At 71.1% G+C, this 13,392-nt stretch carries 15 protein-coding genes; 10 read left to right on the top strand and 5 right to left on the bottom strand.

From position 1 onward, the window contains the following. Positions 1-222: 222 nt before the first annotated feature. Entirely contained in the window at positions 223-855 is a 633-nt protein-coding gene (locus ABZ721_RS34245) for a TetR/AcrR family transcriptional regulator (protein ID WP_358792694.1), read from the bottom strand. Between the two features lie 106 nt (positions 856-961). Here ABZ721_RS34245 and ABZ721_RS34250 point away from each other — a divergent pair, with 106 nt between their 5' ends. The 8 genes from ABZ721_RS34250 to ABZ721_RS34285 all read left to right on the top strand — a co-directional run bounded on the left by ABZ721_RS34250 (position 962) and on the right by ABZ721_RS34285 (position 9,164). Continuing rightward, positions 962-1,696, top strand: coding sequence for an SDR family oxidoreductase (locus ABZ721_RS34250; protein ID WP_358792695.1), 735 nt, complete (start codon positions 962-964; stop codon positions 1,694-1,696). A 31-nt stretch (positions 1,697-1,727) separates the two neighbouring features. Then, positions 1,728-2,351: an NAD(P)-binding domain-containing protein gene (locus ABZ721_RS34255; protein ID WP_358792696.1), complete on the top strand. Its 624-nt coding sequence runs from the start codon at positions 1,728-1,730 to the stop codon at positions 2,349-2,351. Between the two features lie 328 nt (positions 2,352-2,679). After that, positions 2,680-4,020, top strand: a complete 1,341-nt coding sequence (locus ABZ721_RS34260) for a GAF domain-containing SpoIIE family protein phosphatase (RefSeq protein WP_358792697.1) — start codon at positions 2,680-2,682, stop codon at positions 4,018-4,020. A gap of 72 nt (positions 4,021-4,092) precedes the next feature. Then, the gene (locus tag ABZ721_RS34265; RefSeq protein WP_358792698.1) at positions 4,093-4,476 is read left to right on the top strand and encodes a luciferase family protein; all 384 of its coding nucleotides are present in this window, start codon (positions 4,093-4,095) and stop codon (positions 4,474-4,476) included. Positions 4,477-4,515: 39 nt separating this feature from the next. Beyond that, the gene (locus ABZ721_RS34270) at positions 4,516-4,728 is read left to right on the top strand and encodes a three-helix bundle dimerization domain-containing protein (RefSeq protein ID WP_358792699.1); all 213 of its coding nucleotides are present in this window, start codon (positions 4,516-4,518) and stop codon (positions 4,726-4,728) included. Positions 4,729-5,031: 303 nt separating this feature from the next. Further along, positions 5,032-5,610 carry a helix-turn-helix domain-containing protein gene (locus tag ABZ721_RS34275; protein ID WP_358792700.1) on the top strand — a complete coding sequence of 193 codons (579 nt, stop codon included), beginning with the start codon at positions 5,032-5,034 and terminating at the stop codon, positions 5,608-5,610. Between the two features lie 14 nt (positions 5,611-5,624). Further along, entirely contained in the window at positions 5,625-5,810 is a 186-nt protein-coding gene (locus ABZ721_RS34280) for a hypothetical protein (protein ID WP_358792710.1), read from the top strand. A 1,266-nt stretch (positions 5,811-7,076) separates the two neighbouring features. Continuing rightward, positions 7,077-9,164, top strand: a complete 2,088-nt coding sequence (locus ABZ721_RS34285) for a DUF6351 family protein (protein ID WP_358792701.1) — start codon at positions 7,077-7,079, stop codon at positions 9,162-9,164. 143 nt (positions 9,165-9,307) lie between these two features. Here the strand turns inward: ABZ721_RS34285 and ABZ721_RS34290 are convergent, their stop codons facing one another. The 4 genes from ABZ721_RS34290 to ABZ721_RS34305 all read right to left on the bottom strand — a co-directional run bounded on the left by ABZ721_RS34290 (position 9,308) and on the right by ABZ721_RS34305 (position 11,576). Further along, positions 9,308-9,733, bottom strand: coding sequence for a hypothetical protein (locus ABZ721_RS34290; RefSeq protein WP_358792702.1), 426 nt, complete (start codon positions 9,731-9,733; stop codon positions 9,308-9,310). Positions 9,734-10,148: 415 nt separating this feature from the next. Beyond that, positions 10,149-10,667 carry a DUF4126 family protein gene (locus tag ABZ721_RS34295; RefSeq protein WP_358792703.1) on the bottom strand — a complete coding sequence of 173 codons (519 nt, stop codon included), beginning with the start codon at positions 10,665-10,667 and terminating at the stop codon, positions 10,149-10,151. 1 nt (position 10,668) lies between these two features. After that, positions 10,669-10,821 carry a hypothetical protein gene (locus ABZ721_RS34300; RefSeq protein ID WP_358792704.1) on the bottom strand — a complete coding sequence of 51 codons (153 nt, stop codon included), beginning with the start codon at positions 10,819-10,821 and terminating at the stop codon, positions 10,669-10,671. A gap of 161 nt (positions 10,822-10,982) precedes the next feature. Then, positions 10,983-11,576, bottom strand: coding sequence for a TetR/AcrR family transcriptional regulator (locus ABZ721_RS34305; protein WP_358792705.1), 594 nt, complete (start codon positions 11,574-11,576; stop codon positions 10,983-10,985). 107 nt (positions 11,577-11,683) lie between these two features. Here ABZ721_RS34305 and ABZ721_RS34310 point away from each other — a divergent pair, with 107 nt between their 5' ends. Both ABZ721_RS34310 and ABZ721_RS34315 read left to right on the top strand, forming a co-directional pair. Further along, positions 11,684-12,106: a nuclear transport factor 2 family protein gene (locus ABZ721_RS34310; protein WP_358792706.1), complete on the top strand. Its 423-nt coding sequence runs from the start codon at positions 11,684-11,686 to the stop codon at positions 12,104-12,106. A gap of 98 nt (positions 12,107-12,204) precedes the next feature. Beyond that, a complete protein-coding gene (locus tag ABZ721_RS34315) occupies positions 12,205-13,215 on the top strand; it encodes an NAD(P)-dependent alcohol dehydrogenase (RefSeq protein ID WP_358792707.1) in 1,011 nt (336 codons plus the stop codon). Positions 13,216-13,392 lie beyond the last annotated feature (177 nt).

The raw sequence follows: 13,392 nt of genomic DNA on the forward strand, positions 1-13,392 counted from the left end.
GCGGGCGGGGCGACCGGGCAGCCACTTCAGGGTCGCGCGCGTTGTCGCCCCCGGGCCGACGGCGGCCCGGGGGCGCTCCGCCGTGCGGGGGGCGTCCGATCACCCGGGCGCAGGCCCCCGCGCCCTGCCTGCTGAACTCATTGCCGAGGCGTGCCGCTTCCGCCACGGCTGAGCCACTGTTGCTGACTCCACGGGAGCAGAGCGGACTCGTCGGCCGCCGCGTCATTCGGAACGAACCGCGTCCTGCGCGCTTCCCCGCACCCGGTCCGTCGCTGGCAGGGCGTTGTCGATGAGGACGACGGCGATCGCCGCGGCGGTGGGGAAGCATTCGGCGTTGAGGACCCGGGTGCGGGCCGAGGCGCCATCGAGGAGCAGCGCCAGTTGTTCGCCGAGCTGCTCGGGGTTGGCGGCGCCGGCTTCGCGGGCTGTTGCGGCGAGCCGCGCGGCGATGGCGAGTTTGTGCTCGCGTGCGTACTGGGTCGCGGGGTGTTGCGGGTCGTGGATTTCGACACTCGCCGCGATGTACGGGCACAGGGGCGTGAGTTCCTCCGGACCGGAGGTGGGGAGCTCGAAGACCGCGAGGAGTCGTTCGCGGGGCGAGAGGTCGGTGCGGTCGAACACCGCGGCCATGAGACCGGGATCGAATTGACGCAGGTACTCGGCGACGAGATCGTCCTTGCCGGCGAAGTGCTGGTAGGCCGTGCGCTTCGAGACCTGGGCCACTGCGCAGAGCTGGTCCATGCCGGTGCCGTTGATGCCCTGAGCGCGGAACAGTTGCTGTGATGCGCTGAGGATGCGCTCGCGCGCCCCCCTGCCGCGGCGCTGGCCCTGGGGGCCTTTCTCCACGTTCGTCATGAGTCCATCATAGCCCCACTCGGTACCGATCGGTGTACTTAGCTTGCGCTGCCGTGGGGCGCCGGATACGTTAAGTACACCGATTGGTTTACAAAAGGAGTGGGTCATGGGAAAGCTCGAGGGCAAGGTCGCGGTGATCACCGGCGGGTCGACGGGCATGGCGCTGGCCGGCGCGAAGCTGTTCGCCGAGGAAGGGGCCCATGTCTTCATCACGGGCCGGCGGCAGCAGGCGCTGGACGACGCCGTCAAGGTGATCGGCCGGAACGTGACCGCCGTACAGGGCGATGCGGCCGACCTGGACGACCTGGACCGCTTGTACGAGACGGTCCGGCGGGAGAAGGGCTCGATCGACGTGCTCTGGGCGAGCGCCGGCATGGGGGAGCAGGGCAAGCTCGGCGAGATCACCGAGGAGCAGTTCGATCGCGCGTTCTCGCTGAACGCGCGCGGCACGCTGTTCACGGTGCAAAAGGCGCTGCCGCTGTTCAACGACGGCGGCTCGATCCTCATGACCGGGTCGAACGCTTCGCTCAAAGGCTTCCCCGGATGGAGCGTGTACGCGGGGAGCAAGGCCGTGCAGCAGGCCTGGGCCCGAGTGTGGCTGAACGAGCTGAGGGACCGGCGGATCCGGGTGAACGTGCTGACCCCCGGCCAGGTCGCCACGGCCAAGCAGGAGGAGTTGTTCGACGAGGAGACCCAGCGGCAGTTCGAGTCCCTGATTCCGCGCGGCACGATGGGCCGCCCCGAGGAGATCGCGACGGTCGCCCTGTTCCTCGCCTCGGACGACTCCAGCTATGTGAACGGGCTGGAACTGACCACCGATGGCGGCACCACGGTCATCTGAACGGACCCACCAACGGAAGCGAGCACAGCGCATGAGCAGCATCAGCATCATCGGCACGGGAAACATGGCCGCTACCATCGGCGCCCGGGCGCTGACCGGCGGCAACACCGTCCAGATCATGGGCCGCGATCACGCCAAGGCCACCGACCTGGCCAAGACTCTCGGCAGCGGCGCCACCGCGGGGGAGTGGGGCACCGCCCCGGCCGGGGACATCGTCATCGTGGCCCTGTTGGCCGACGGTGTCGTTCCGACCGTCGCCCACTTCGGCGACGCCCTCGCGGGCAAGGTCATCGTCGACATCAGCAACCCCTTCAACGCCACGGCCGACGACCTGACCCACCGCGAGGTCACCTCCATCGCGCAGGAAGCCGCCAAGGTCGCCCCGGCGGATGCCAGCGTGGTCAAGGGATTCAACACCGTCTTCCGCCACGTCCTGGAGAACGGCCGGCCCGACGTCTTCATCGCCGGCGACGACGCGCAGGCCAAGGCAGGCGTAGAGGCGTTCATCACGAGCCTCGGGATGCGCCCGATGGACGTCGGGGACCTGGAGATGGCGCACTGGCTGGAAGGAGCGGGTCTGCTCACGATGGGCCTCGCCCGCCACGGGGTGGGGGGCTGGGACTTCGCCCTCGGCGTGACGGCAATCCCCGCCTGAGCAGAACCTGGCACCCCTGAGCCCGGCACTGGCAACTTCGGAACCACGAAGTCGCGAGTTCCGGGCTGAGCGGTCTCAGTTCCCGGGCGGGACCGGAGCTTCGCCCACAGCCGACCCACCCTCGACGGCACCCCCGAGCGCGCTCTTCGCCAGCCGACCGGGAACCGTGGCGGTGCAGCAGGCGCTCGTGTCGGTCACCTCACACGTTTCCGGGGTGCGCACGCGGTCCGGGGAGTTGATGATGGTCTTCCGGGGCGGGGGCCGGAACGAGGAGGCGACGGTGCGTTCCGATGGAGCGGGCACCGGTCCAGGCGAAAGGGAGACGGTGTTGGCACCGCCCTTCGGCGACTCCGCAGCCCTGCACCGCCTGTTGGCCGACCAGGCGCGGCTGGCGCTGCTGAACGAGGCCGCCCAGCGGATCGGGACCCGAATGGACCTGGACGCCACCTGCGCGGAGCTGGCGCGGTTCGCGGTCGCCCGCTTTGCCGACCTGGCCAGCGTGGACATTCTGCCCCCCGAGTCACTCCCCAGCGGGCCGACCATCGCGGCCGGGCCGCTGCGCACGCGGCGCACCGCCCTGGAAATGGTGCCGACCTTGCGGCACGCCGCGCAGATCTCTGCCCCGGGTACGGCATGGGTGCGCCATCGTCCGGGGTGCCCGACCGCGCAGTGCCTGCAGAGCGGCCGGCCGTTCGCGGAACCCCGACGGCCGGGCGGGCAGGGACAGCCCAGGGACGAGGAGTGGTCCTGCGAGGCCGGTGGCAGCGCCGGCGCCGCAGCGGTCCTCATCGTCCCGCTTCGCGCGGACGGCCGGCTCCTCGGGGTCCTGTCGCTGCTGCGCGTCGAATCCAGCCCCGCCTTCGAGGGCGACATGGCGATGATTCAGGCGGTCGCGGACCGGGCGGCCCGGAGTATCGACCACGGCCGTCGCTACGCCGTGGCGCAGGAGCTGACGATCGAGCTGCAGCGGGCATTGCTGGCCGACGCGGGCAGCCCGCACGCGAACCTGGAGCTGGCCTCCCGCTACCTGCCCTGCGGCACCTCCGCGACGGTGGGCGGCGACTGGTTCGAGACCATCCGCCTGTCCTTCGGCCGCACCCTGCTGGTCATCGGCGACGTCATGGGCCACGGGGTGGAAGCGGCGGTCGACATGAGCGCCTACCGCATGCTGCTGCGTGAGGTCGCGGCCACCGACCTGCCGCCGCACCGCATCCTGCGGCAACTGGACCACGTCACCTCGCAGAGCGACGCCACCCGCCCTGCCACCTGCCTGCTGGCCCTGGTGGAACCGGCACGTGCGCGGTGCACCTTCGCCAGCGCCGGGCACCCACCACCCGCCCTGCTGCGCCCGGACGGTGCGGCAGAACTGCTGGCGGTCCCCACCGGACCGCCCCTGGGCACCGGTCTGGGCGACTACCGGGCGGCGGCGCACACCCTGGACCTCGGACAGGTGCTGCTGCTCTACACCGACGGCCTGGTCGAACGGCGCACCGAGGACATCGATGCCTCGCTGACCCGACTCACCCGCCTGCGCCGACCGCGTCCCGGCGAGTCTCTGGAGGACCTGCTGGACCACGTCCTGGCCACGGTCGCCCCTACCGCACCCGACGACGACATCGCTGTCCTCGCGGCGCGCGTCCGCAGAGAAACCGAACTGGCGTCCGAGTAGGTCAGTACTCTACGGCCGGATGTCACCAGGGCGGGGTAGCGGCGCCGAGAAAGAACAGTTGAGGATGTGGGCATGGCATCTGCACGTCGCGCGCTGGAAGATCTGATGACGTGGCCGGGTCTGTCCGCGGCTCCGGCTCGGTGCGGTACCGGGACGGCAGTGGTGGCCGAGGGTGGGGAGATCGCGCACTTCCATTCCGGCCGGCAGGCGGACCTGTACCTGGGCCGACCTGCGATCCAGCGGTTGCACAAGGAGCTGGGGCACTCCACGGCGCTGCGCCTGGTGCCCGGTTCGGGATGGGTCAGCGTGGTGCTGGGGGGCGACACCGACGCGGACCTGGTGATCACTTTGGCCAGCGTTGCGTTGCGGGCACAGTCCGAGCGAGCGGATGATGCCGAGGCCGGGGCGTGCAATCTGGGCCACACTTCGATCATCCCTACGGGGCATACGACGTAGCACGGCACGCCACTCGCCCGCCCGCCCGAGGAGAGCACCATGGCCCTGGACCTGCACGAGGACGAAGCGGTCGGCAAGGTCGCCGACCGGCTGAAGGACGCGTACCACGACCAGTACAGCCCCGCTTCGGTCGACGCCACGGTGGCCACCGCCCGGGACCACTTCCGGGGCGCACCGATCCGGGACTTCATCCCGGTACTCGTCGAACGCCGCGCCCGTGCCACCCTCAACCGCCCCGGCCGCGCCGCCTGACAGCGCGGCCCGCACCGGCGGGCGCCCGGCGCACGACACGAGCGGCTCGGTCGCCACCGACGCTTCCCGCGGTCCCGATGCCGTATACAGCCGCCGTGAGTTCGCACTCCTGCACGGGGGCGGCCAGCGGCTGCCCCCGTGCACGGCGACGCGGCCGAACTGAAGCTCCGGGGCCTGCGCAGGCGGCCGTGACCGCTCGATGATGAGGCCGGATCGTCCGGACGGTGTGGACCGGAGACGACGCAAAGAAGTGGTTGCAAAGAAAAGGTTGCAACGTATTCTTTGCATGGCTACTGTGGAGGCATGACCGAGCCCCAGGACCCGCAGGTCCACAACCTCGACGCCCGCTCCCTGCGCGGGCTGGCGCACCCGCTGCGCATGCAGTTGCTGGACGCGCTGCGCTTCGGCGGTCCAGCCACCGCCTCGCAACTCGCCGCGAAGCTGGGGGAGTCCAGTGGGGCCACCAGCTACCACCTGCGGCAACTGGCCGCGCACGGCTTCATCGAGGACGCACCCGAGCGAGGCAAAGGCCGCGAGCGGTGGTGGAAGGCGGCCCATCAGGGCCTGCGCTTCGACGACGCCCTGCTCACCGACAGCAACCCGGAAGTACGGGGGGCCGCCGACCTGTACCTCCACGAGGTCGCCACCATCCAGACCCGCGACCTGTCGACCTGGCTCGGCAACCGGCACACCTGGCCGGACGCGTGGAGCCGTGCCTGGGACATGAGCAGTTCGACGCTGCGCCTGACACCGGAGCTCACTCAGGAACTGGTCGAGAAGATGCAGGCGCTCATCGACACCTATCGCGAGCGTGCCACGGACGCGGACGACGCCGCGCAGGTGCGCATTCACACCCATGCATTCCCCCTGGTCACGGAATGAAAGGCCACAGACACATGCACCCCGACACCCACCTTGCCCTGCACCTCGCCCACGTCGCCGACCTCCGTGCCGACGCCGACGCCTACCGGCTCGCCGCGGCCGCCCGCCACCCCCACCGCCTTCGCACCCGTCTGGGGTGGGCCCTCGTGGAGGTCGGCCTGCGGCTGACCGCCGCGCCCCGGACTGCCGCCGCCTGCTAGTCCTCCGCGTCCCGCCCGACCGCCCACGCGCGGTCGGGGAGTACGGTGCCGGCCGGCCGCACAGTTGCGCACCGTGCATCGTCCCCGGGCCAACCGCTGGCGGCCTGCCCCGCGGGGCCCTGATCCGCATCGGCCTTCCATGGAGAGCCGGCCCGCCGTCATCACCCGGAGCAGTTCCTGCGAGGTTCGAGCAGACCCGGGCGCGCTGCAAGGCGAAGATGGCCGACAGCGGCCTGCGACTGACCTCTGACGCACTGGGGTCCGGCATCCCGCGGCCCCCGCGGTGGAGTTCGTAGGCCCGTTCGGACACCCTTCATCATGGGCGAAGGTCCGCGAGGACCTCGCCGAGTTCCTCGTAGGCAGCCTTGACCGGGGCGGAGGCGGCCGAGCAGAGGGCCCTCCCGTGAACCCCAGCCGTCCCGGCCGGCATCGAAGGCGCCGTGTACGGCGACGCGATCCACCGATCGTTCCCCCGTGGGCATCTCCGGGGCGTCCGCGGCCTTGCGTCGGGCCGACGGGTCCCATGCGGGCTGACGAGGCATCATCTCAACATGCGCAATCCCGTCGTATCTCCGGTCCTCCGGGGGTGGGTCGGCTCCCTCGCGGCGCTTCGGGATGGGCTGTTGCGTGCACCTCCAGCATCTCCCCGTCGAGACTAAGTAAATGACGAATAGCTCAACACGATGAGTCCAGTGCGTGCACGGCCCTTGCAAGATGTCATGGCGTGTCCATAAGTTAATCATCGCTAGTCAATGAAAGGGATCATGCATGAGTGTGCGGCCACGTCGCTCGGGGAGGGTGTTCTCCACCCGGCCGGGGAGGAACGACTTCTGCCCTGGGAGGGGCCGGCGGACCCGAAGGCGGGCCGACTGACGCTGCATCGGCTCCGTGCCGGCTCGCCGGACTCATGAGTCCGCGTGCGCCGACTGGCTTGGCGCCACCTGGTCAGGCCCCGCCCTGACCGACCGTACGGCCCGTCACCATGCACCACCGCTCCACCGCACCGCACGCTCCGACCGCCCTGCGGCGCATCAGACGTCACCGAACTGCCGCCGGCCTCCTCCGCACGATCCCCCGCGCGAGCTGCGCACAGCGTCGGGACACGACACGGACCCTTCCGCCCCTCAGCGGCCAGGCAGTTCGACTTTGGAAGCCCCGAACCGGCACGGACACCGTCCGGGAGATCTGGCACGGCATCACGTCCGCGCCAGGAACGTCCTCCCGTGCGCTGGCGTGCACCTGCTCCTCATGTAAGGAGGACTACTCATGGGCCGCACTTTCCGCAGCGCGATCGCCCTCGCCTGCGCTGCCCTGATGGCCGCGATCCTGCCCCCCGGCGGGATCGCGGCAGCCGACACCCCGCGCGCACCCGCGATCGCCGTCGCCTCGACTCCCGACCGTGGCCAGGTCAGTGGGGGAGACGCGCTGCTGCGCATCACGGCCGCAGGATCCGGCCCCGTGACCGTGACCGTGAACGGACACCTCACAGGCGGCTTCGTACGGCAGCCCGACGGCAGCCTGCTGGGCCGGGTCGACGGCCTGAAGGAGGGTGGCAACCACGTCACCGCCGCCTCTCACGGCCGTACCGCCACCCGGACGCTGGTCAACCACCCCACCACCGGACCCGTCTTCGCCGGGCGGCAACCCCTGCCGTTCTACTGCGAGACCGCCGCCTTCGGCCTTGCCCCCGCCCACCAGCCGGACTGCTCCGCACCCACCACCGTCCACTACACCTACCGCAGTAGAACCGGGGCCTTCGTCCCCCTCGCCGACCCCGCCCAGCGCCCCCTGGACCTCGCCGACGCGACCGTGGCCGGCCGCAAGGTGCCCTACATCGTCCGCGTCGAAACCGGCACCATCGACCGCGCCGTCTTCGAGACCGCCGCCCTCTACGACGGCACCGCCCCCTCGCCCCTGCGCCGGAACCAGAGCTGGAACGAGCGGCTCGTCTACGTCTTCGGCGGTGGCTGCGCCGGCGGACACCACCAGGGCGCCCAGACCGGCGGTGTCCTCAACGACCTCTTCCTGTCCCAGGGGTACGCGGTCGCCTCGTCCACCCTCAATGTGCTGGAGACCAACTGCAACATCCCCACCTCGGCCGAGGCGGCGATGATGGTCAAGGAACACTTCACCGAGACCTACGGACCCCCCGTGCACACCATCGGCTGGGGCGTCTCCGGCGGCGGCATCCAGCAGTACACGATCGCCGACTCCTACCCCGGCATCCTCGACGGGATCATCCCCACGGTCGGCTTCCCGGATACGTTCACCGCCGAAAAAGTCTCCTCCGACTGCCAGTTGCTCGTCCGCTACTTCTCCGGTACCGGCGGCACACTGACCCCCGCGCAGCGCGACGCGGTGGCCGGTTTCCTCGAATTCGGCACCTGTATCGGCATGGACCAGACCATCGACCTGCGCCAGCCGACCGTGCGCTGCGACAAGTCGATTCCGCTCACCGCCCGCTGGCACGCGACCTTGAACCCCGGTGGCGTGAAGTGCACGCTGATGGAGGCCTACGCCAACCAATTCGGCCGCGACCCGGACACCGGCTTCGTGCACAGCACCCTGGACAACGTCGGTGTGCAGTACGGCCTGAAGGCGCTCACCAGCAAGCAGATCAGCCCGGCGCAGTTCATCGCGCTCAACGCCGCCATCGGCGGCTACGACGCCCAGGGCGCCCCGTCGGCCCAGCGCAGTGCGGCCGACCCGCAGGCGGTGAACGCCGCCTACTGCGACGACCTCGTCAACAGCATGCGCCTCGGCCTGCGCAGCACGCCCATCATCGACCACCGCGTCTACATGGACCGGGTACCGCTCGACGTGCACACCGCCCAGTGGTCCTACATCGTGCGCGCACGGCTCAAGGCAGCCAACGGCACCACGGCCAACCACGTCATCGTCGAAAGTCAGCTGGTCCTGAGCCCGACGCAGACCGCCGACGCCTACGTGCTGGCGTCGATGGACCGCTGGCTGACCAACATCGGGGCCGACGACTCCGCCCGCAGCCGGCAGGCGAAGGTCGCGGCAGACAAGCCCGCCGACCTCTCCGACGCCTGCTACCTGGCGCCCGACCGGCGCGTCTCCACTCCCTGGACCTACCCGGCGAGCGGACCGTGCGCCGCCGACTACCCGATCGGCTCGGACCCCCGTCTGCAGGCCGGCGAACCGCTGGCGCAGACCACCCTCCAGTGCGCCCTGCGGCCGCTGGACTTCACCGCCTATCCGGTGCGCTTCACCCCCGCGGAACAACACCGGCTGCGCACGGTCTTCCCGACAGGCGTCTGCGACTACACCCGCCCGGGCCCCGGCGAGAACCAGCAGCCCCACACCTGGAAGGAGTACAGCGCTCACTGACCTCACCCGGACCGTGACCCCTGACGCGGCGCCGCCGAGCACGCCTGGCGACCACCGCGCCCGTCGGGGGATCAGCGAAGCGGCCCACCCGCCCCGGCGGTCGGCCAGCGGGGCGGGCAGCCGGCGGCCGGCGGGGGGACAGATCAGCCGGCGCTCTCGTGCCGCCAGCCCGAGCACCCGTTCATGTCGTACGTCTGGGTGGTGTACTCACCGAGACAGACCCGGTACTCGACCCAACCGGACTCCGGAAGGTTCATGTTGATGTCGAGCCGGGATCCCTTTCCGTACTGGTTCCAGTCCCTGATCTGCGTGTCGCCGCTGTCGGACCGGTAGTACATGACCATCACCGAGTGGCCGTCCGCGTTGTTGTCCCAGACCAGCAGGTGCTCACCGTCGTGGACGAACGACGCTGACCCGTCACAGTAGTTCGGCTCATCGGTGCACAGGTCGCCGGCATGGGGGCCGGGGTAGGTGACGGTGTAAGTGGAGGCGGATGCGGGGCTGGCCACCGCGAGTACGGCCAGCATGCCTGCGGCAGCGGCGCCTATGAGCTTGGAGTGTTTCTTCATCCTGGCGATCCTCGGATTGACGGTGTCACACCTGAGGCCGACGAGTGCAACAGCGATGGCCGCAGGTGAATCGGGAGCGAACGGATGCTAGCGAAGAAGTAGATCTTGGGCCAGGATCTGGAGCCGTTTCCTGACCGGTCCTCATCGGATGCGCATGGTCATCAGCACGCCCAGGCTGCGCCGGCTCGAACACCCCGCGCTCGACGGCCCCGGCAACGGCCGGCGGGGCCGCCGGTACGGCAAGGACCGCCGGCCAGAACTGCGCAGCCCTTCGCGTCGCGGTTCGCTCAGACACAACGCTCGGTTCGTCCCCCGTGCCGAGCGATCCGTGGGGAAGTGCCCCGACCGGGGAGCGGCCGCAGGGTTCTGTCGGCCTGCGGGGGGCTTGCTGCGCGGTGGTGGGTGCGATGCTTGTTCAGGGTGCTGTGGCGTCGTTCCTGTGCTCGGTCACGGTGGGATGCCCCGGTCGGCAAGCTGCAGCGCTCAGGGCCACGACCACAGCGTCCTCCAGGACAGCGCCGACCCAGCCCGGCAGACCGCGGTCATGGACCGCGCCGCGCCAGCGCGCCCCGGCCACGGCACCCGCGACGGCCGTGACCCCGGCGACGCCCGCCGACAGCGCCCACACCCGGCGGTGCTCGCTCTGCGTCCGGTGGGCGGCCAGAGCAGCCGCCGCCCACCCGCGCAGAACCACTCGGGGTAGCAAGCCCGCTACGGATAGGCGACTGGGCGCCGACGGCCACTTGTCCAGCCCCAACTCCGCCACCGCGGCCAGCACTGCCAGGCCCGTGGCCCGCTCGGAGGCCAGCCAGGCGGCGGGCCGGTGCTGCTCCCCAGCGGGGATCGTCAGGGCAACGGCGGCCAGCGGGCTTTGACTCCGCCCACCGCCGGCCACCCCCAGCAGCGCCGCCCGGTACCAGGCGTCGCGTCCCACCTCAGTCCTCCTCGAGAGCGAGGAGCGTGGCGTAGGCGGCCAGCCCGTAGGCCAGGTGGGGCACGGCGTCGCTGATCCAGTCCGTGCGGGACCAGCGCCGCGGGTCGCTGACCCCTGCGGCTGCCCCCGGCGGATGAGGGACAAACGATGTCATCGGGCGAAAAGTACGACTGGCCGGTTGCCGCCGGGCGCCGTTGACGCGCGATCCCATGCCGCGCTGCACCCGGCCCGGCGAGCACCCGTTCGCGAGCCCGCTGCCGACGGGCCGCCTCACCCGGTACGCGACCTACGAGAAGACGGATTGACCGCGGACGCTCACCGGGGCGGTCCGTCTTCCTTCCGGCGGAAGTCGATGACGTGTTCGGCGAGTTCGCGGACAGTAGCGGCCGGCGGCCGGTCCTCGGAGCGGGACGCGCCGGTGGCGAGGAGGCCGTCGATGAGGATGAGCAGCTGGTCGGCGGCGTAGCCGGGTTGCGGGTGGGCGAGCGCGGTCAGTTCGTCGGTGAGCAGGCCGTGCAGGGTGCGCCGGTAGGCGCGGGTGACCTCGTGCCCGGGGTGCTCCGGATCGGTGAGCGCGAGGTCGGCGGCGAGGTAGCGGCAGCCGTGGAAGTCCGCGGCGGCGGCGACGGCGCCGAGGCGGTCGAAGACGGCGAGGAGACGGGCCCGGGGCTCGTTCCCGGCGGCGTCCATCGTGGTGCGGTACTTCTGCACATCCTCGGAGGTGCTGCGCCGCAGCACTTCGGCGACGAGGCCGGCCTTGCCGCCGAAGTGCTCGTACAGCGACCGCCGGGCGACCGCGGCCTCCTTGAGGAGGGCGTCCACGCCCACGCCGACGCCCTGGGTGTAGGTCAGCTCCTGGGCGGCGAGCAGGAGCCGTTCACGGGGGCCGGGCTTGGCGGTGGTGGTCATGGCGCGATTGTGCCAGACCTTGACGCGGTAGATCAACTGGTCTATCTATATTCTTGGAGCGCTCGGTAGACCGAACGGTCCATCTCTTTCCTGGTCCTGGAGGCTTCATGTCCGTCCGCAGCACCGCCGAGGTCATCGACCGCTTCAACCGCGCGTTCACCGAGCACCAGGCAGGCCTGCTGGCCGACCTGATCGCCGAGGAGTGCGTCATGGCGAGCGTCCAGCCCGCCCCGGGCGGGCAACTGGTCCGCGGCCGCGCCGCCTGCACGGCCTGGTGGACGGCGGTCCTCGAGGACCGCGCCACCCAGTTCACGCCGCAGGACGTCATCATCGCGGGCGACCGCGCGACGATCGTGTGGACCTACCGCTTCGGGGCCGGCCCCGACTCGTGGGTACGCGGCGTCAACGTCATGCGGGTCACCGGCGGCCGGATCGTCGAGGCCATCGGCTTCAGCAAGACCGCCGGTGAGGTGCCGCTGGCCGCCGAGGCCGACGAGGTCGACAGGCGCACGAGGACCGGCGGGGTTTGAGAGCCCGCGATCGCCCGCCCCGCGGAAAACCCGCGCACCGCACCTCCGCACACCCTTGCCACCCCCGCGCCATCCCATCCCACGAAGGGCACCACCCCATGCGGAGCTACCACCTCTCCCACAGCGGTGCAGGACTGTCCGGCCTCACCGTCCGCGAGCACGAGACCCCGACGGCCGGTCCGGGCCAGGCCCTGGTCGCGGTGCGGGCGACCTCCCTGAGCTTCCGCGAACTGATGGTGCTCGACGGCACCTACGTCCTGCCGGTCGCACCGGACGTCGTCCCCGTCTCGGACGGCGCCGGCGAGGTCGTCGCCGTCGGCCCGGGCGTCGACACCGTACGCGTCGGGGACCGCGTCGCCGCCACGCTCTTCCCGTCCTGGCAGGACGGCCCCTTCGCCACCGAACACCTGCCGCAGCGCGGCGGCTCCCTCGACGGCATGCTCACCGAGTTCGCCGTGATCCCCGCCGACGCGCTCGTTCCCGTTCCCGCGCACCTGACATACGAGGAGGCCGCGACCTTGCCGTGTGTGGCCGTCACGGCATGGAACGCGCTCACCGGCGACGGCACCGGCACACGTCCCGGCGACACCGTCGTGGTCCAGGGCTCCGGTGGCGTCTCGCTGTTCGCGCTCCAGTTCGCCCAGGCGCTCGGCGCACGCGTGATCGCCACCACCAGCAGTCCCGCCAAGGCCGCCCGCCTGCGCGACCTCGGCGCCCACGAGGTCGTGGACTACTCCGCCACGCCCGACTGGACCGCCGCGGTCCGCACCCTCACCGGCGGCCGGGGCGCCGACCGCGTCGTCGACGTCGCCGGACTCCTGCACGAGTCCGTGCGCGCCGTCGCCCTGGCCGGCACCATCGCGTGCGTCGGTTTCACCGGCCACCGCGCCCCGCCGCTCGACCCGTACGCCCTCTTCGCCTCCGGCGCCACCATCCGCTCCGTGGCCGTCGGCAGTCGCGCCCAGTTCGCCGCGATGAACACCTTCATCGCGGCCCACGGCCTCCGCCCCGCCATCGACCGGGTCTTCCCCTTCGACGACGCCCTCGACGCCTACCGCCACTACGCCACCGGCAACCCCTTCGGCAAGGTCGTCATCAGCACCTCGTGACCGCCCACGCCCCGCACCCGCGAACGTCCCGGGCGCACCGCAAGGCCACCAACGGCAAGGGCGGCGCGGGCGGCAACCGCATCCGGCTCCGAGGGCCAGGACCTGGTCCTGCCGGTGCCGGACGGCACCGTCGTGCTGGACCGGGACGGCAACGTGCTCGCCGACCTCGTCGGCCAG

The sequence above is a fragment of the Streptomyces sp. NPDC006733 genome, from assembly GCF_040636125.1.
Taxonomy (GTDB): Bacteria; Actinomycetota; Actinomycetes; order Streptomycetales; family Streptomycetaceae; genus Actinacidiphila.

What these genes read in the sequence shown, in the direction of transcription:
- ABZ721_RS34270 (WP_358792699.1), top strand. Translation starts at nt 4,516, where the DNA reads ATGGCCCTGGACCTGCACGAGGACGAAGCGGTCGGCAAGGTCGCCGAC.
- ABZ721_RS34265 (WP_358792698.1), top strand. Translation starts at nt 4,093, where the DNA reads ATGGCATCTGCACGTCGCGCGCTGGAAGATCTGATGACGTGGCCGGGT.
- ABZ721_RS34290 (WP_358792702.1), bottom strand. Translation starts at nt 9,733, where the DNA reads ATGAAGAAACACTCCAAGCTCATAGGCGCCGCTGCCGCAGGCATGCTG.
- ABZ721_RS34275 (WP_358792700.1), top strand. Translation starts at nt 5,032, where the DNA reads ATGACCGAGCCCCAGGACCCGCAGGTCCACAACCTCGACGCCCGCTCC.
- ABZ721_RS34300 (WP_358792704.1), bottom strand. Translation starts at nt 10,821, where the DNA reads ATGACATCGTTTGTCCCTCATCCGCCGGGGGCAGCCGCAGGGGTCAGC.
- ABZ721_RS34250 (WP_358792695.1), top strand. Translation starts at nt 962, where the DNA reads ATGGGAAAGCTCGAGGGCAAGGTCGCGGTGATCACCGGCGGGTCGACG.
- ABZ721_RS34285 (WP_358792701.1), top strand. Translation starts at nt 7,077, where the DNA reads ATGGGCCGCACTTTCCGCAGCGCGATCGCCCTCGCCTGCGCTGCCCTG.
- ABZ721_RS34315 (WP_358792707.1), top strand. Translation starts at nt 12,205, where the DNA reads ATGCGGAGCTACCACCTCTCCCACAGCGGTGCAGGACTGTCCGGCCTC.
- ABZ721_RS34245 (WP_358792694.1), bottom strand. Translation starts at nt 855, where the DNA reads ATGACGAACGTGGAGAAAGGCCCCCAGGGCCAGCGCCGCGGCAGGGGG.
- ABZ721_RS34280 (WP_358792710.1), top strand. Translation starts at nt 5,625, where the DNA reads ATGCACCCCGACACCCACCTTGCCCTGCACCTCGCCCACGTCGCCGAC.
- ABZ721_RS34305 (WP_358792705.1), bottom strand. Translation starts at nt 11,576, where the DNA reads ATGACCACCACCGCCAAGCCCGGCCCCCGTGAACGGCTCCTGCTCGCC.
- ABZ721_RS34310 (WP_358792706.1), top strand. Translation starts at nt 11,684, where the DNA reads ATGTCCGTCCGCAGCACCGCCGAGGTCATCGACCGCTTCAACCGCGCG.
- ABZ721_RS34255 (WP_358792696.1), top strand. Translation starts at nt 1,728, where the DNA reads ATGAGCAGCATCAGCATCATCGGCACGGGAAACATGGCCGCTACCATC.